The 18,053-nt window shown below is 39.6% G+C and carries 17 protein-coding genes; 12 read left to right on the top strand and 5 right to left on the bottom strand.

Features of this window, described 5'->3' with window-relative positions:
• Nucleotides 1–51: 51 nt before the first annotated feature.
• Nucleotides 52–1,302 carry a phosphoribosylamine--glycine ligase gene (purD, locus tag AC6CH1_RS16250; protein WP_498318507.1) on the top strand — a complete coding sequence of 417 codons (1,251 nt, stop codon included), beginning with the start codon at nucleotides 52–54 and terminating at the stop codon, nucleotides 1,300–1,302.
• 53 nt (nucleotides 1,303–1,355) lie between these two features.
• On the opposite strand, the gene AC6CH1_RS16245 is transcribed toward purD, so the two are convergent.
• The 4 genes from AC6CH1_RS16245 to AC6CH1_RS16230 all read right to left on the bottom strand — a co-directional run bounded on the left by AC6CH1_RS16245 (nucleotide 1,356) and on the right by AC6CH1_RS16230 (nucleotide 3,777).
• Complete coding sequence (locus tag AC6CH1_RS16245) at nucleotides 1,356–2,132, bottom strand: multidrug ABC transporter ATPase (RefSeq protein ID WP_498318505.1); 777 nt, start codon at nucleotides 2,130–2,132, stop codon at nucleotides 1,356–1,358.
• Nucleotides 2,133–2,145: 13 nt separating this feature from the next.
• Nucleotides 2,146–2,388 carry a hypothetical protein gene (locus tag AC6CH1_RS16240; RefSeq protein WP_251690808.1) on the bottom strand — a complete coding sequence of 81 codons (243 nt, stop codon included), beginning with the start codon at nucleotides 2,386–2,388 and terminating at the stop codon, nucleotides 2,146–2,148.
• 65 nt (nucleotides 2,389–2,453) lie between these two features.
• Entirely contained in the window at nucleotides 2,454–3,026 is a 573-nt protein-coding gene (locus AC6CH1_RS16235) for a hypothetical protein (RefSeq protein ID WP_251690807.1), read from the bottom strand.
• A 121-nt stretch (nucleotides 3,027–3,147) separates the two neighbouring features.
• Nucleotides 3,148–3,777: a BMQ_0737 family morphogenetic spore coat protein gene (locus tag AC6CH1_RS16230; RefSeq protein WP_251690806.1), complete on the bottom strand. Its 630-nt coding sequence runs from the start codon at nucleotides 3,775–3,777 to the stop codon at nucleotides 3,148–3,150.
• A 250-nt stretch (nucleotides 3,778–4,027) separates the two neighbouring features.
• On the opposite strand from AC6CH1_RS16230, the gene AC6CH1_RS16225 reads away from it, so the two are divergent.
• Both AC6CH1_RS16225 and AC6CH1_RS16220 read left to right on the top strand, forming a co-directional pair.
• Nucleotides 4,028–5,035, top strand: coding sequence for a hypothetical protein (locus AC6CH1_RS16225; protein ID WP_427713029.1), 1,008 nt, complete (start codon nucleotides 4,028–4,030; stop codon nucleotides 5,033–5,035).
• Between the two features lie 172 nt (nucleotides 5,036–5,207).
• On the top strand, nucleotides 5,208–5,825 hold the full coding sequence (locus AC6CH1_RS16220; protein WP_427713031.1) for an exosporium glycoprotein BclB-related protein: 618 nt from the start codon (nucleotides 5,208–5,210) through the stop codon (nucleotides 5,823–5,825).
• A 112-nt stretch (nucleotides 5,826–5,937) separates the two neighbouring features.
• Here the strand turns inward: AC6CH1_RS16220 and AC6CH1_RS16215 are convergent, their stop codons facing one another.
• Nucleotides 5,938–6,168 (bottom strand): YgaP-like transmembrane domain, encoded by a 231-nt coding sequence (locus tag AC6CH1_RS16215; protein ID WP_079523760.1) that lies wholly within the window; start codon nucleotides 6,166–6,168, stop codon nucleotides 5,938–5,940.
• Between the two features lie 313 nt (nucleotides 6,169–6,481).
• On the opposite strand from AC6CH1_RS16215, the gene AC6CH1_RS16210 reads away from it, so the two are divergent.
• The 9 genes from AC6CH1_RS16210 (at nucleotide 6,482) to gatA (ending at nucleotide 18,052) form a co-directional block, all read left to right on the top strand.
• A complete protein-coding gene (locus AC6CH1_RS16210) occupies nucleotides 6,482–8,215 on the top strand; it encodes an adenine deaminase C-terminal domain-containing protein (RefSeq protein WP_251690803.1) in 1,734 nt (577 codons plus the stop codon).
• A gap of 27 nt (nucleotides 8,216–8,242) precedes the next feature.
• A complete protein-coding gene (locus tag AC6CH1_RS16205) occupies nucleotides 8,243–9,301 on the top strand; it encodes a DUF3048 domain-containing protein (RefSeq protein WP_427713036.1) in 1,059 nt (352 codons plus the stop codon).
• 18 nt (nucleotides 9,302–9,319) lie between these two features.
• Nucleotides 9,320–9,634 (top strand): YerC/YecD family TrpR-related protein, encoded by a 315-nt coding sequence (locus AC6CH1_RS16200; protein WP_008408714.1) that lies wholly within the window; start codon nucleotides 9,320–9,322, stop codon nucleotides 9,632–9,634.
• A gap of 166 nt (nucleotides 9,635–9,800) precedes the next feature.
• Nucleotides 9,801–10,490, top strand: coding sequence for a heptaprenylglyceryl phosphate synthase (gene pcrB / locus AC6CH1_RS16195; RefSeq protein WP_498318502.1), 690 nt, complete (start codon nucleotides 9,801–9,803; stop codon nucleotides 10,488–10,490).
• 35 nt (nucleotides 10,491–10,525) lie between these two features.
• The gene (gene pcrA, locus AC6CH1_RS16190; RefSeq protein ID WP_251690800.1) at nucleotides 10,526–12,784 is read left to right on the top strand and encodes a DNA helicase PcrA; all 2,259 of its coding nucleotides are present in this window, start codon (nucleotides 10,526–10,528) and stop codon (nucleotides 12,782–12,784) included.
• 12 nt (nucleotides 12,785–12,796) lie between these two features.
• On the top strand, nucleotides 12,797–14,794 hold the full coding sequence (gene ligA / locus AC6CH1_RS16185; RefSeq protein WP_498318500.1) for an NAD-dependent DNA ligase LigA: 1,998 nt from the start codon (nucleotides 12,797–12,799) through the stop codon (nucleotides 14,792–14,794).
• An 18-nt stretch (nucleotides 14,795–14,812) separates the two neighbouring features.
• Nucleotides 14,813–15,988, top strand: coding sequence for a CamS family sex pheromone protein (locus tag AC6CH1_RS16180; RefSeq protein ID WP_498318498.1), 1,176 nt, complete (start codon nucleotides 14,813–14,815; stop codon nucleotides 15,986–15,988).
• 292 nt (nucleotides 15,989–16,280) lie between these two features.
• Nucleotides 16,281–16,571 carry an Asp-tRNA(Asn)/Glu-tRNA(Gln) amidotransferase subunit GatC gene (gene gatC / locus AC6CH1_RS16175; RefSeq protein ID WP_079523753.1) on the top strand — a complete coding sequence of 97 codons (291 nt, stop codon included), beginning with the start codon at nucleotides 16,281–16,283 and terminating at the stop codon, nucleotides 16,569–16,571.
• Between the two features lie 17 nt (nucleotides 16,572–16,588).
• Complete coding sequence (gene gatA / locus AC6CH1_RS16170) at nucleotides 16,589–18,052, top strand: Asp-tRNA(Asn)/Glu-tRNA(Gln) amidotransferase subunit GatA (RefSeq protein ID WP_251690797.1); 1,464 nt, start codon at nucleotides 16,589–16,591, stop codon at nucleotides 18,050–18,052.
• Nucleotide 18,053 lies beyond the last annotated feature (1 nt).

The following is an 18,053-nucleotide window of genomic DNA, read 5'->3' as shown; positions in this document are numbered from 1 at the left end:
AATTTGGCGGGCGTTTTTTTTATCCAAATTTCTATAAAAGGGGAAGCTAATATGAACATTCTTGTAATCGGTAGTGGTGGTCGTGAGCATGCGATCGCGAAGCAATTCAATAATGCACCATCTGTACAAAAGGTATTCGTAGCACCAGGAAATGACGGAATGAAACAGGATGCACAAGTTGTTGCGATTGATGCACTAGATTTCGCAGCACTTGCACAGTTTGTAAAAGAAAATGATGTAGCTTTAACATTTGTAGGGCCAGAGCAGCCATTAGCAGAAGGAATCGTTGACTACTTCAATGAGCAAGGCTTGGTTATTTTCGGTCCAACGAAAGCAGCGGCAAAAATCGAAGGTTCGAAGTCTTATGCAAAAGAGATTATGAACAAATATAACATTCCGACGGCAGCGCATGAAACTTTTACGGAAGCGGATAAAGCGGTTGCTTATATTAAAGAGCAAGGTGCTCCGATTGTAATTAAAGCGGACGGATTAGCGGCCGGAAAAGGTGTCATTGTCGCGATGACAGAACAAGAAGCAATTGAAGCTGTGGAAGATATGATCGGCAACCAGCGTTTCGGGGATTCTTCGTCCCGTGTTGTTGTGGAAGAGTTCCTCGATGGTGAAGAATTCAGCTTCATGAGTTTTGTACATAAAGGGCAAATATACCCAATGGTCATTGCACAAGATCATAAACGTGCATATGATGGCGATAAAGGACCAAATACAGGCGGAATGGGTGCTTATTCACCAGTACCGCAAATTTCTGAGGACATTGTGAAAGTTGCGTACGACACAATCGTAGAGCCAACTGTAAAAGCAATGGATGCAGAAGGTGTATCATTCACTGGAATTCTGTATGCAGGCTTAATTTTAACTGCCAAAGGCCCGAAAGTAATTGAGTTCAATGCACGTTTTGGTGACCCGGAAACACAAGTTGTGTTACCACGTATGGCTTCAGACTTCGGTGAATTTATGATGAGCTTAATGAACGAGCAGCCATATGAGTTACAGTGGAAAGAAGAGGCTATGCTAGGGGTTGTTGTTGCGGCTGAAGGCTATCCGGGTGATGTGGAAAAAGGCAATGCACTGCCGGAACTTTCGGATATTGAACTGCCGGTATTCCATGCGGGGACAAAGCTTGAGGGCGACCGGTTCATCGGTAACGGTGGCCGTGTGTTGTTAGTGGCGTCAGAAGCAGCCACGTTAAAAGAAGCGCAGGAAAAAGTATATGCTGAACTTGCAAAGAAAGAATGGACGAATTTCTTCTTCCGCAAAGATATTGGTTGGAGAACATTTAAATAAAGGAGAGGCGATACGTGCAGACGTGTCGCCTTTTCTACTATCTAAGCTGTCTGTTATATATCGCCTTTTTTATGTTTCTCAATCTCAATGGCGAGCAATAGTAACTTGTCATCAAACTCATCCAGTATACGTAGTTTTTCATCAAGCTCTGTTTCAAAACTGGTTGCTTGAATGAATAAATTTTGGAGCTGGTTTTCAAGGTTGATTCGGGTGATCGTTTGTTCATCAGTTGGAGAATAATTATTATGTTCAATCTCTTTTATTTGGACCATTTCTTCAAGGGTAGAATGAATTTCATCATTTTTATCTTTAATATGCTTTAACAGATCGTGTTGTTGATTGATCGTATCACGTAGAGAAAGTAATTGTTCATTGTTGCTGTTCATGAAAGAACGCAGCAAATGATCCAGTTCTTCTACGGCCTGTATATAGTTTTCTGAACGGGCAGCAGGATTTTCGGTATTAGCTGTTTTTTCGATTGTTTCTTTTAATTGTTTGTTTTCTTTCTGTAAGTTTTCTTTTTTTTCCACTAGTGATTCAATGGAAGTAATCAGTTTTATTCTTTGCTCTTCACGTAATTGAATATTTTCATGCAGCTCGCTAAGCTCTTTTTCAAAACTTTTCCTCAGCATCATTAATTCCAATGAAATTTCTTTTTTCTCGTTTACTAACTGACTCAGTTCCTGCTCAAGACTATTTACCATTGAATAATAGTCCACGCTTTGTAGGGTGGATATTTCGTTTTGATATTTTGCGATTTCTGATTTTAAAAAGATGATAGTTTGCTGTAATTGAAGTACGTCCTTATTTTTCACGCTTTCAATATCCACATGGATCCTCCTTTCAAGTCATATCTTTCAGTAAGCCTATAATCTCCTGAAACTCTTTTTCATTTTCATTGATGAGCTGGTTTATTTTTTCAACAGCTTTTTTTTCTTCTTCTTCATTGACAGGGTATGATGCTTCATATTTATTGTTTGATAATAAATAAGCTAATAATAAATTGAGTGAACTTTTTTCCAGAAAAATAAAGCTATTATTATTTTCCTGGAGCTCATCTTTTATCGATGAAAAATGTTCTTTCATGAATTGCTTTAATATCTTTTCAATTGTTAGTACTTCGGATTCTTCTTGTTTATCTTCAAATTCGTTTATGATGTTTCCTCCTGTTCCAAATGAATGACACTTAAATTAATAGGGTTTACAACAGCAATCCCATCTTGAAACTGATCACAATAAGTAAAGCCTGTAATGCTTCCAGCGTAAGATTTATTTGGGGACCATCTTATCTGGAAATTTGTAAATGAAATGATTTCATTCGGTTCGATTGATGTTTTGCTAATTGGTTTAAGCCAGTATTCGTTTTTGTTTGGCGTTTTTGAGAAACGCAACCATTCATTCGGTCCTTTTAGTCTTTGTTGGAGCTGTTCATGTACATACCGACCACTAAATGAAAAAGGTGATGATTCAGGCAATGTTATACAAATAGAAGGGTTTAGTAATGGTTCATTACCGATATTGTAAATATGATAAGAGCCTAAACATAAACTCTCCTGATCTAATTGATGGGATATATTAAAAGTGGAAGTGAAATAGCTAATAACCTTGGTGTTGTTGGAGTTAGGAAGTTTTTCGATGAGTTCCTTTATTTCGTGGAGATAGGTTTGGGTTTGATTTTGCAGCGTATTTAACTTTATTTCGAAAGGGTGGGAGCTTTTGGGCACTGGAAATGCCTCCTCCTTACGGTTAAATTTTATTTGCTTATGTAAGCAAAATAAAGAAAGGGTGTTTCTCCCTTTCTTTATTATATGATGATGAAGTTGGTGATAACACTGATTCATAATATTATGGGAAAACAACAGCACAGTTGTTAGGGCGAGATGCTGGTGAACAAGCAAATGGTAAATCTGCTCGTGGTTCACAGTAGTCAGCCAAAAATTCTACTGTCACTGGGAATGTTGATTGAATGCTTTGGCAAACTGCGATTGAAAGTGATAGATTCTCAAATGAAATTGTACCGTCCCCATTGTTGAAGAATGGACCAGTTGAGCATACGAAGCAATCAAGATCTGTATATGTTACATCAACATTTGTCCCTTTAGGTGCACACATTACAACATGTTCGCAGCGTGAAATATCAAAGCCGTTACTTGTGTAAGTTGTTCCGTTTGCTAACGTAATGCAAATTGTCACAGTGAAGTTCTTTTGAATCATAAGCTGTTGTAAATAAACAGATGTTCCGTCAATCGTAAATGTACGATTTTCACGGCTCATAATAACAACAGGGTTTACTGCTGCTGGTACTACTTGGCATGTAACTTGAGCTCCTCCGACAACTGCATCTACTGGTAAACCTGGAAACGTAATTGGGCTTGTTGGAGTGAACTCAAAAGACATATCTTTCACAACCCAGTCATACACCTTTTCCACATTAATACAGATTAGTTCTTGTTGCGATGGCATTTGTTCCTTCATGTTCTTATCACCTCCTTCTATATTTTTATCTTTCGTTTGTATTTTATGACGCTGTAATAGAAGTGCATAGGCAAAGAAATAGTTTGGCTGTTGGGAATTCTGTAATTAGGTTACCTTCACAAATTAGTAGATCAAAGCCCATTTTTGTGACTTTATAATTAAAAACAACTGCAAAGGTGAAGTGTTTGTCACATACCTCAGTTAACGTCAATAAAATATGAAGAGATGCGGATTGAAAGGGGTGAATGAAATGGAAGAATCCACAACCTATACTCTCCAGGAAATTGAAAAGTTGAAATTAAAAATCTCTGGGTACAGAAATACATTGATGACATTGAAAATGGGGACATCGTTTGAAGATTTCCAAATGATGAAAAATGAATTTGAAGCATTAAAAAGCCAATTAACATATATAGAAGGCTTAACAAAAACAATGGAAGAAAAACAACAAACTCAAACTGTAATTTATGAAGAGCAAGCAAAACAATTTGAAATGCAGATTGCTTCATTGAATAAGACGGTTGAAAAAATGGGTAAGGAAATTGTATTAATATCGAAGAAGTTAAATAATGTTAAAGAAGAAAAGGTGGAAGAGGAAAAGAAAGCGCAGCCGTTAGCAGAAAAATCTAATGCTCCAAAGCCTGATAGTACGATGAAATATCTTCAGAACGGGACTCAGGAAAATGTACCTGCACCGGCGCTACCGAATCAACCATCGTATATGCAGTTGAGAAATTTAACAAATCAAGTCATCCAATTGCAAAAAGAGGATGAAAAGACGAAACCAGAAGAACATATAGAATATAAAGCTGATCAAGTTGATGAACGCTATTTTAATCAGCGTTATTTCCAAACAATCAACCATCCACCACAAAATGTAAGTAGAAATTCTTTGAATAAAGCTTCACTCAAACCAAATAAGTCGTCAAAGGGTGAAGCAACCTTTTTACCGACTTTAAATAAAGTCTCTAACTTATTTGAGCCAGAGAATGGACCCGAAGAAACGCCTCCATCTCTAATTAAGAAAGTTAGTGAAAGTAGTATCGTAAGTCCTGAACTTCATGAAGTTAAGTTGGTAGTTGAAAAATTACAACCAGTCGATTTAAGTGAAATAAATGAAGGCAGTTCAATGCGGGAAGAAGAGCAGATGGAAAGTATTGAATTAACGGTTGAAGAAAGTACGGATAATTCAGATTCTGGAGAAGAAAAGACGAAGAAACAGCGGAATTCCTCGTTCTTTAATATTTTTCGAAAATAAATAGAAAAGCTTTATAAAATCATCCTAGTGTTAGGATGATTTTATTTTTTTTGCCTGAACAAGCTGTCGATTCGCTCAAGTAAAAAACTGAATTACAAAATTTGATTACTAGTTAATTGCCCTTTGATTCTATTGATTGGTGAATAGAATAATTGCGAAGGAGGTGAAAAATATGTGTATGTGTTCTAAAAATATGAATATTGGTAATTTACATCCATGTGGATCAAACTGCGTTAACTTAGGACCATTCAGAGCTGTAAGACCGGGTTGTACACCACCAAATACAGGGTCAATCATTCCATTCTCTTCTGGTATTACGCCAGTGGTATTAACTACGCTTGTTGGGGGATTAGTGGGTACAACAAGTTTAATTGGATTTGGTACTGCGGTTCCTGGAATTACAATTGTAGGGAATACAATTGACCTATCAGGTGTTGCTACTGAAGCTTTCGCAGTTCCACGCAATGGTAGTATTACAGCAATCTCCGCATCATTCACTGCACTAGCTGCCGTTGATCTTGGTTTAGGATCTGTATCGGTTACTGCTCAAATTTACCGTGCACCTGCAGGAAGTTCAGTATTCACTGCTACAAATGCTAGAGTTACGCTGACACCGCCATTTACAGGGCTTATAACTCTTGGCCAAACATCATATGGATCATCAAATGTGCCACCGGTTCCTGTAGCACAAGGTGACCGTTTATTAATGGTTTACTCAATTGCCGGAACAGGAGTTACATTAGCTGCTGCACTGACAGGTACGGCAAGTGCTGGTATTACAATTTCATAAACGCATAAAAGTTATTACTGAAACCCAAAAGCGCTATATTTAACCAATATAGCGCTTTTTTATTGTGTATACGTATTACATAAAATTATTCAACATACCCTAGATCCACCTCTTAATCATTGACGGGCATCATTTCGTTCATTTGTTCCGATTTGGCCATTGCAACTACTGGACAATATTGATAATATCCTTCCGCCACTTTCATCGAACCGGCAAGAATCATCATACGGCCAACTGTACATTGAGGTTTATGAGCGATTCTCCCAACACCGAATGCGGTCATTGCAACACCGCACATCATACGGATAAAAGCGTTTGTTTCAGAAATATTGGGGGTTAGCAATTATACTTCACTCCTTTTTTTAGAAAATTTAAAAATTATTTTGGAAACACTTTGCTTTATGAAAGTGCTATGTTACGATTAATTCACCAAAAGGAATATTGTAGCAATTGCCTACATAAAGCAAAATATATTGAATTAAGTATGTGTTATTCTTTTAAATCGATACGCATTAATCTAGCTTCAGCAGCTGTTAAAGACAATTGCTGAAGCTACTTGAATCGCAGCAGTATATTTTTTAGAGCTGGTATAAGTATCTTGGAAAAGTTATGAGCGTCCTTATATTATGGTAGAAAAGTTGAAAGGAGTGCAGAATATGCCGGAAATTAGTTGGAAGTTAAGTAATATTCGAGAGCAAGTGAGTATCATTGATGGGCATGCTGCTCCGAGTCTAGTTTTAAAAAATGCAAAGTACTTACATAGTATGATGAAAAGTTGGGTAACAGGAAACATCTGGATATCCAATGACCGCATCGTTTATGTCGGGAAGGAACTGCCTGCAAGTGTAGAAGGGACAGAGGTTATTGATCTGGCCGGAAAAGTAGTTGTACCAGGTTATATTGAGCCGCATGTACACCCTTTTCAATTATACAATCCCCATAGCTTTGCAGAATTCAGTGCACAGACAGGCACAACTACATTCATTTCAGACAATATGACACTTGTTTCATTAATGAAAAATAAGAAAGCGTTTTCTTTTATGGATGAGCTTGCTAAATTGCCATTTTCATTTTACTGGTGGAGTCGCTTCGATTCACAAACGGAGCTTGAAAATGAAAGGGAACTATATTCAAATGCCTCCGTATTGGAATGGCTTGACCGTCATGACGTACTGCTCGGCGGGGAACTTACAGGATGGCCTCGTCTGATGCGCGGGGATGATCAAATGCTCTACTGGATTCAGGCAGCTAAGCATAAGGGAAAAAAAGTCGAAGGGCATTTACCGGGAGCATCCGAAAAAACGTTGGCTAAAATGCGTTTACTAGGAGTCGATGGTGACCATGAATCAATGACGATTGAAGATATCGAAGCACGTTTGCAGCATGGTTATGCTGTTACTCTCCGTTATTCTTCAATTCGCCCGGATTTGCCGCATTTATTAAAAGCGGTTGTCGATAAAGGCTACGAAATATTTGATCAGTTAATGATGACGACAGATGGATCCACACCGAGCTTCCATGAAGATGGTGTGATGGATAAATGTATAAGGGCTGCCCTTGAAGCAGGTGTACGTCCGGTTGACGCTTATAATATGGCAAGTTATAATGTTGCGCGCTATTATAATATGACAAATCTGCATGGGCTGCTTGCTACAGGGCGTTATGCAAATATTAATATTTTGTCGGATGAATATTCTCCGACACCTGAAGCAGTCATTTCAAAAGGAGTATGGCTAAAGCGCGACAATAATGATTTGAAAGCATTCCCGGAAGTAGACTTATCACTATTCGGTGATTTGAAAATTGATTTTGATTTGCATGAAGGAGATTTTCAATTTTCGATGCCGATTGGCGTTGAAATGGTGAATGATGTTATTACGAAGCCTTATAGTATAAAAAATCTCGGACATCATCATCATACCTTATCTACAGAACATGATGAAAGCTATTTAATGCTTGTCGACCGAAACGGGAAATGGCGCATTAATACGATGATTAAAGGATTTGCTACTCATGTAAAAGGATTTGCTTCATCGTATTCAAATACTGGAGATATAATTTTAATCGGAAAATCGATGCACGATATGCAGCGTGCGTTCCGAGAACTGAAGAAAATGAATGGCGGGATTGTGCTTGTTGAAGATGATCAAATCGTAACAAGTATCCCTTTAACATTGGCCGGCTCTATTTTCGATGGGACAGTTAATGAAGTAATTCCGCTAGAACTGGCATTGAAGAGTGCTTTGAAAAAACGTGGTTATCACCATACAGATGCAATTTACACATTGCTGTTTTTACAATCGACACATTTACCATATATTCGAATCACGACACGTGGGATTTTTGATGTCATGAAAAATAAGGTTATGCTACCTGCTGTAATGCGATAAACCTATAAAAGTGAGAGGAGTAGCACGATGAAACGCAGTATATTTATGTTAGCATTATTAGGTATAACCTTAACGACAGGTTGTTCCGATAAAGAACGAACAGAGGAGCCTGTTGTAGAGATAGAAGAAACAGAAGTAGAGGAAGATATTATTGTTGCGGAGGCGGAAGAAATACTGCCATTTGTTACACCATTTACAGGGGAACGTGTAGCAGAAGAAGTGACGATGCGTCCAATACTTGCAACGATTAATAACCATCCGCAGGCACGTCCTCAATCTGGACTTGCACAGGCGGATATTATATATGAAATGCTGGCGGAAGGTGATGTGACACGCTTTTTAGCACTTTACCAGTCCGAACTTCCTGAATCTATCGGACCGATTCGCAGTGCGCGGTCGTACTTCATTGATATCGCAAAAGGACTGGACGCATTTTATATTGCACACGGATACAGTCCTGAAGCGAAATCGATGCTTGCACAGAGAGTTGTCGATAATATAAATGGAATGCACTATGATGGTACTTACTTTAAACGTTCATCAACACGGGTCGCTCCACACAATTCCTATATTTCGGGCGAAAATGTAAAGGCCGGTGCCGAAAAAGTAGGGACTTCACTACTTTATCAGAAAAAAGTGTCCTACCCATTTTATGAAGCCGAAGATAATGTTAAAATAGGAACAACGGCTAATGAAGTATCGATGAAATACAATAATAGCGGTTCATTTAATAGTCAGTACGTTTACAATGCCGAAACGAATCAGTACAAGCGTTATTCTGCAAATGTAGAAACAATCGATTACGAAACAAATGAATCCATCGAATTAGCCAATATTTTATTTTTTGAAATGCCTCATCGAATTGTAGACAATGCGGGTCGACGCGAAATTACAATTACGGGTGGCGGCAACGCGTATGTAGCTCAAGCGGGGACGATACGTGAAGTGAAATGGAAAAATGCAGATGGCCTGCTGGTGGCAGTCGAAGAAGATGGATCGGAAGTAAAGTTAGTTCAAGGAAAGACATGGATACATTTCGTACCAACATCTCCAGGTTTAGCGGCATCTGTTATATATTCAGAGTAGAGAGGAAATGGTGGGCACATGCAAATTGAAAAAATTCGCGGTCATCAAACAGATCAGTTGTTTAAAGCTGTCCTAGAGTTAAAAGATATTGAGGAATGCTATAAATTTTTCGATGACTTGTGCACGATTAGTGAAATTCAGTCGTTGGCACAGCGATTTGAAGTTGCACATTTATTACGTTTGAAAAAAACGTATGAAACAATTAAAAAGGAAACAGGTGCGTCAACAGCAACAATTTCCCGTGTACGCCGTTGCTTTGACTACGGAAATGACACTTATGATGAAATGCTGGGCCGTCTTTATCCAGACGAAAAGCCATTTACGTCAAAGTAAAGAAGCGCCCAATCATAAATATATGAGCAAGCTTAAAAGACTGAGCAGATTTATCCGCTCAGTCTTTTAATATTTCATCGAATTTCGTTATACTAAGAGATGGTCAATAAAAACTAAGATAATGAAAAGTTCAATATAAAAATTTTGAGAATAGGTGGATATATTCATGGAATATTTAAACTGGAGACATGTATTTAAACTGGACCCTGCAAAGGAAATTTCGGATGAGGCATTAGAGCAGATTTGCGAATCGGGTACGGATGTTATTTTAGTTGGCGGGACAGATGATGTGACGTTGGATGGCGTTTTGGATTTGCTCGTCCGTGTCCGTCGTTTTTCAGTACCGATAGCGCTTGAAATTTCAAATGTCGATAGCATTACACCGGGATATGATTATTATTTCATACCGTCCGTGTTGAATAGTCGAAATACAAAATGGGTGAAAGATTTGCATCATGAAGCGATTAAAGAATACGGCGATGTACTGATTTGGGAAGAGCTTGTAGCGGAGGGCTACTGTATATTGAATCCGGATTGTAAAGTAGCACAAGTAACAGATGCGAAAACGGATTTGACGGTGGAAGATGTTGTGGCATATGCACGAATGGCCGAAAACTATTTTAAATTGCCGATTTTTTATTTGGAGTACAGCGGTGCATATGGTGATATCGAGATGGTGAAGGCAACAGCCGAAGTATTAAATGAAACAAAGCTCTTCTACGGAGGCGGCATTACTTCCGTAGAACAGGCGAAGGAAATGGCTGCACATGCTAATACCGTAGTTGTCGGAAATATTATTTATGATGACTTAAAAGCGGCATTAAAAACCGTACAAGCAGTAAAAAGTGTTATATAATAGGAACAAACGTTCTTTAGATAGGAAGGTGCAATATGGAGCATATAGCAAAAAATTTAGTAGCGGGAATGAATCCACAGCAAGCTGAAGCGGTGAAATCAACAGAAGGCCCGCTTCTAATTATGGCAGGGGCCGGCTCTGGGAAAACACGGGTACTGACACACCGTATCGCCTATTTAGTGGTTGAGCGTGAAGTGTACCCTTCGAAAATTTTAGCCATTACGTTTACAAATAAAGCTGCCCGCGAAATGCGTGAGCGAATTGACGGGATTTTAGGAAACGGAACAACGGAAAGCATGTGGGTATCCACATTCCACTCGATGTGCGTACGCATTTTGCGACGTAATATTGACCGGATCGGCTATTCGAAAAGCTTTTCAATTCTAGATAGTTCAGATCAGCTGACGGTAATAAAAAATATATTGAAGCAGGATAATATCGATCCGAAAAAATATGATCCGCGTGCAATTTTAAATACGATCAGTTCGGCAAAAAATGAATGTATTACTGTGGACGGCTTTGAAGCGAACATGAATCCGCATAATCCATTTGAAAAGATTGTCGCACAAGTATATAAAGGCTATCAGAAACGATTAAGACAAAATCAAAGTCTCGATTTTGACGATTTAATTATGCTGACAATCCGTCTATTTAACGAAGCGCCGGATGTGCTTGAGTTTTACCAAAACAAATTCCAGTACATTCATGTTGATGAGTATCAGGATACCAATAAATCCCAGTATCTACTCGTGCAATTATTGGCGAAGAAATTCCGCAATATTTGTGTCGTAGGGGATTCGGACCAATCGATCTACCGTTGGCGCGGTGCCGATATTTCGAATATATTATCGTTTGAAAAAGATTACAAAGAAGCAAAGGTAATTATGCTCGAGCAAAACTACCGTTCCACTAAGCGTATTTTACAAGCGGCAAACAGCGTCATTGAAAAAAATAAAGACCGCTATAAAAAAGTACTGCGGACAGAAAATCCGGAAGGCGAAAAGATTCAGCTTTACAAAGCCGGCAATGAGCAGGATGAAGCGCAGTATGTCGTACGTACGATTCAAAAGCTTATGAAGGACGAAGATTACAAGCTGGATGATTTTGCGATTTTATATCGTACAAACGCACAGTCACGTGTAATCGAGGATGTGCTCGTAAAATCGAATATGAACTACCAGATCGTTGGCGGCACAAAGTTCTATGATCGAAAAGAGATTAAAGATTTGCTTGCTTACTTGCGTTTAATTGCAAACAATGACGATGACTTGTCGCTGGCGAGAATTATCAATGAACCAAAACGTGCGATTGGTGCGACTTCATTTGATAAAATGCTTGTCTATGCGATGGAACGCGACCGTTCAATTTTCGATGCGATGGGTGAGCTTGTATTTATGGGGCTTTCAGGGAAGGCAGCTACTTCCGCTGAAAACTTCTACAGTATGATTCGTTCATTAAGTGAACGTCAGCAAGAATTATCGGTAACAGAGATTGTGGAAGAAGTGCTTGAAAAATCAGGATACCGTCAAATGCTGAAAGCGGAAAAATCGATTGAAGCAGAAAGCCGCCTGGAAAATATCGAAGAGTTTTTAACGGTAACACATGCTTTTGAAGCGCGCAGTGAAGATCAGTCATTAGTAGCATTTTTAACAGATCTTGCACTAATAGCTGATATTGATTCTTTAGATGAAGAGGAAAAAGCAAAAGGTACGATTATTCTAATGACGATGCATGCTGCAAAAGGACTGGAATTCCCTGTTGTGTTCATTATCGGAATGGAGGAAAATATATTCCCGCATTCACGTTCATTGGAAAGTGAAGATGAAATGGCTGAAGAACGACGCTTAATGTATGTCGGTGCGACTCGGGCAGAGCAGCGTCTTTACTTGTCGTGTGCGGGCTCTCGTACAATTTTTGGCCGTACAGGCTACAATGCCCCATCACGTTTTTTACGCGAAATTGATGAAAATGTGTTAGAGCAAGTTTCAAAAGCAAATACTACATCATATCGTGATGACTCATTACCGTTTAAATCGAACCGTTATGACCGTATGCCGAAGCGTTCATTAGGAAGTGTGCAGGCACCTGCTTCCCAAACGTCACGTCTGAATTCTACTGGCGGAGATAAGTTTGATTGGAAAGTAGGCGACAAAGCTGCCCATGGTAAATGGGGTGTCGGTATGGTAGTAAGCGTAAAAGGTGAAGGTGATGGAATGGAACTGGACATCGCTTTCCCATCACCAACTGGAATAAAACGTCTACTAGCGAAATTTGCGCCGATTACGAAAGCTTAGGAGGAACATTTGATGAATGAAATAGAACAAAGAATTGCGGAATTGAACAAGCTTCTTCATGAGTATGGCTATGCGTATTATGTATTGGATAGACCGGTAGTAGAAGATAGTGTATATGATCAGCTTTTACATGAACTTATCGCATTAGAGGAAGCAAATCCGGAATTTATTTATCCTGATTCTCCTACTCAGCGTGTCGGTGGCATGGTATTGGAAGGCTTTAAAAAGGTAACGCATGAAACAGCAATGCTTAGTTTGTCGAATGCTTTCAATGAAGAAAATCTGCGTGATTTTGACCGGAAAATCGAGCAGGCAATCGGTAAAAATTACTCGTATGTATGTGAGCTGAAAATTGATGGTTTGGCCATATCTCTGCGCTATGAAAACGGGATATTTGTACAAGGTGCTACACGTGGTGACGGAACAGTAGGGGAAGACATTACAGCCAATCTGAAAACAATCCGTGCCATTCCTTTACGTTTAAAAGAACCAGTGACATTAGAAGTTCGCGGCGAAGCCTATATGCCCAAAAAGTCTTTTGAGAAACTGAATGAACGTCGTGCTGAAAATGGCGAGGAGCTATTTGCAAATCCTCGAAACGCGGCAGCAGGATCGTTGCGTCAATTAGATCCGAAAATTGCGGCAAGCCGAAATTTATCGACGTTTATATATGCAGTTGGCGGGAATGGAGAAAGCTATGGCATAGACGGGCATTGGGAAATGCTCAAGTATTTGGAGGAGCTAGGTTTTCCATCAAATAAAGAACGTGAGTATTGCGAAACTATTGAGGACGTTTTGGCGTTTATAGAAAAGTGGACAGAAGCGCGCCCCAATTTATCGTATGAAATTGATGGTATCGTTATCAAAGTGAATCGCTATGCCCACCAGGATGAGCTTGGCTTTACAGCAAAATCGCCGCGCTGGGCAATTGCCTACAAATTCCCGGCTGAAGAAGTTATAACAAAATTATTGGATATTGAACTGACGGTAGGTCGCACAGGGGTTATTACTCCAACAGCGATTTTAACACCGGTGCTTGTTGCGGGGACTACTGTGAGCCGTGCGTCATTGCACAATGAAGACCTGATCCGTGAAAAGGATATTCGAATCGATGATACGGTCATCGTACGAAAAGCAGGGGATATTATTCCGCAAATTGTGGGAGTTGTTCTGGAGCAGCGGCCGGATGACGCCGTCCCATATAAAATGCCGACACATTGTCCTGCGTGTGATGAAGAAGTGGTACGTATTGATACCGATGTAGCATTGCGCTGCGTGAATCCGCAATGTCCTGCGCAAATTGCGGAAGGTGTGAAGCATTTCGTATCACGCAATGCAATGAATATCGACGGTCTTGGCGAGAAGGTAGTAGAACAACTGCTTCGCGAAGGCTATATTCAAGATGTAGCTGGACTATATGAACTTACAGTAGAGCAGCTGATCAACCTGGAGCGAATGGGACAAAAATCAGCGACGAATTTAGTTGAAGCGCTTATTCAGTCAAAAGAAAATTCCCTGGAACGATTACTATTCGGTCTTGGCATCCGCCATGTTGGGGAAAAAGCAGCCAAGATTTTGGCAGCTCAGTTTGAAACAATCGATGCACTAATGGTCGCTACTGAAGAGGAATTGAAAGATATTCATGAAATTGGCGATAAAATGGCCGAATCGATTGTAGCGTATTTTGCAAACGAGCAAGTACAACAATTAATCGAACGCCTAAAAGGATTTGGCTTAAATATGTCCTATAAAGGCAAGAAAATTGTCGTGGAAGCAGGGGCAAATCCTTTTGCAGGAAAAACAATTGTACTGACAGGTAAATTGCAGCAATTGACACGTAACGAAGCAAAGGCGAAAATAGAACAGTTAGGTGGTACTGTTGCAGGGAGTGTCAGTAAAAAGACAGATCTTGTGATTGTCGGAGAAGATGCAGGCTCGAAGCTTGAAAAGGCTCAAAGCTTAGGCATTGAAATTTGGGATGAAGTGCGCCTAATCGAACAATTAATATAGTAAAGGGGACTTGCTCTCATGAAACGTTATCGCTGGATACCTGCGGTAATTGTAGCGGCGATGTTGTCAGCGTGTGCACCAAACCTCACACCTGATACAGAACTGACGCAAGAATCAGATACAGAACAAGCGGTGGAAACAACAATTATCCCGAACATGCAAATAAACGATAAATTTTATCGCACATTAATTCCTTATAAGGAAAGTGCAAGCCGTGGTTTAGTTGTTTCCAATATTTATACGAAGTACGATATGAAGGAAGTCGAAACAGGCTTAATGCGTATTTCGCAAAATCATTTCGATACGGAAAACTACTATTTCCAAGAAGGTCAGTATTTAGATGAACAAACATTGAAATACTGGTTAGCCCGTCCCAACCAAACAGAAGACAAAGGACCGGAGTACCAAGGTCTAAACCCGTCAAGCGTGGATGAGGCGACAGGTAAGGAAATGGATCCGACTGTAAAAGCGACAGAAGCTCCGGTTTATTTGGCACATATTGTGGAACAAAATTATTTAACAAAAACAGATGAGAACAAAGTAAAACTGGCTGGTGTTTCAATCGGTTTAGCGTTAAATTCAGTTTACTATTATCAAAAAGAGCAGTATGGAGAGTTTTTTGAACAAAAAATCCCTGATGCGGAAATAGAAGCAGAAGGTAAAAAAATAGCGCAGGAAGTGATCAATCGTTTGCGTGCCCGTCCGGAACTGGCAGATGTTCCGATTGTCATTGGTTTATTTAAACAAGCTGAAAGAAATGCGATTGTACCGGGGACATATACTGACTATAACTTCGCGGATAAAGGAAAAACAGAGTTGGGTGAGTGGAAAGCAATCGATGAAAAATACGTTACTTTCCCAATGAGTTCGCCGGATGATGTATACCGTGACTTGAATACGAACTTCCAAAACTTCAAGCAAGATGTCGACAAATATTTCTCGAACTTCACGAGTGTGTTTGCTACTGGATTTTATCAAAACAAAAAAGTTCAGAAGCTTGATATCGAAATCCCGATCCAGTTTTACGGAACGGCTGAAATTACAGGATTTACACAGTATTTGACCGGCTTAATGCTTAATCATTTACCTCTTGACCTGTATATTTCGGTGAGTATTACTTCTGTTAACGGACCGGAAGTGCTAATTATTAAAGAACCGAATGAAGATAAGCCTTTTGTTCATATTTATGAGTAAAATCCCCCGGAAAATACCATACTTTTACGAGTGTGGTATTTTCTTTTTGCACAGGATTTCTACTTCACTACGTTAATGCGTTAATTTGGCGAAAAATCGTCATAAGTGGGGGATTGTTTGCTGGATTTTTTCCTAAAGCGGAGATTTTTACAAGGAAAAATGTTATCATTATGGGCATGGTTTATGTAGAATCAGCGGGTATCCAAAACAATCACTGACTCCACATATAGACCCGGCGGATGATCCGATTTTGCCGAGGTATATTTGATTCGATAACTTGGAGGTGTAACAAATGGCAAACATTTCGAAAGAAGAAGTAAAACACGTAGCACACTTAGCTCGCCTTGCTATTACAGAAGAGGAAGCAGAGAAATTTGCTGAACAACTAGGGAAAATTACTGATTTCGCAGAGCAGTTAAATGAACTAGATACAACAAATGTAGAACCGACTTCACATGTTTTACCTTTAGTGAACGTACTTCGCGAGGACGTAGCAAAAGAAGGCTTACCTCTTGAAAAAGTAATGCTGAACGTAAAAGAACAAGAAGCAGGTCAAATTAAAGTACCATCAATTATGGAGTAATAGGAGGAACCACTCGCATGACAGTATTTGAGCGCACATCAGCACAATTGCAAGAGAGCTTAAAGTCGGGTGAACTAACAATTGCGGATTTAACAAAAGAAGCGTTTGACCGCATTGAAAAGTTGGACGGCGAAGTACAAGCTTTCTTAGCATTAAATAAAGAACAAGCAACTGCAAAAGCAGCTGAGTTAGATCAAGTTCCTTTTGAGGAGCGCGGTCCATTATTCGGTATGCCGATTGGCGTAAAGGATAACATCGTAACAGAAGGATTGGAAACAACTTGTGCTTCTAAAATTCTGGAAGGCTTTATGCCAATTTACGATGCAACAATCGTAAAAAAATTACGTGATGCAGGCATGGTCACTGTTGGTAAATTGAACATGGATGAGTTCGCAATGGGTTCTTCTAACGAAAACTCTGCTTATAAAACAACTAAAAACCCATGGAACCTTTCGCATGTGCCAGGTGGTTCTTCAGGTGCATCTGCAGCAGCAGTTGCAGCGGGTGAAGTACCATTTTCACTAGGTTCTGATACGGGTGGATCAATCCGTCAACCAGCAGCTTACTGTGGTGTTGTAGGAATGAAACCTACATACGGTCGTGTATCTCGTTTTGGTTTAGTTGCATTCGCATCTTCTTTAGACCAAATCGGACCAATTACACGCAATGTAAAAGACAATGCATTATTACTTGAAGCAATCTCAGGTGTAGACGAAATGGATTCTACTTCTGCAGATGTGCCAGTACCAAACTATGCAGCCGCTTTAGACGGTAATATTAAAGGCTTAAAAATTGCTGTACCAAAAGAATTCCTAGGTGAAGGCGTTGGCGAAGCAGCAAAACAGTCAGTGCTTGATGCATTGGAAGTATTGAAAGGCCTAGGTGCTACAGTAGAAGAGGTATCTTTACCACACTCTAAATATGCATTAGCAGCATATTACATTCTTTCTTCATCAGAAGCATCTTCAAACCTTTCTCGTTTCGATGGTATTCGTTACGGCTACCGTTCAGAAAACGCGAAAAACTTATTAGAGCTATACAAACAATCTCGTGCTGAAGGTTTCGGCGATGAGGTGAAACGTCGTATTATGCTTGGAACATATTCTTTATCAGCTGGTACGTATGATGCTTACTACAAAAAAGCACAACAAGCACGTACTTTAATTAAAGCCGATTACGACAAAGTGTTCGAAAACTACGATGTAATCATTGGGCCAACTGCACCAACACCAGCATTCGCTATTGGCGCAAACATTGATGATCCATTGACAATGTACGCAAACGATATTTTAACAATTCCAATCAACTTAGCAGGTGTACCGGCAATTTCAGTTCCATGCGGTTTTGAAAACGGATTACCATTAGGTTTACAAATTATTGGTAAGCATTTCGATGAAGAAACACTTTACCGTGTGGCATATGCTTATGAGCAACAAACAGATTTCGCTAAACAAACTCCAGCATTATGGGAGGTAAAATAAA

The sequence above is a fragment of the Solibacillus sp. GQ1 genome (assembly GCF_059758555.1).
The sequence above is the reverse complement of the archived record's forward strand: the minus strand, read 5'-3'. Positions and strand labels throughout refer to the sequence as shown.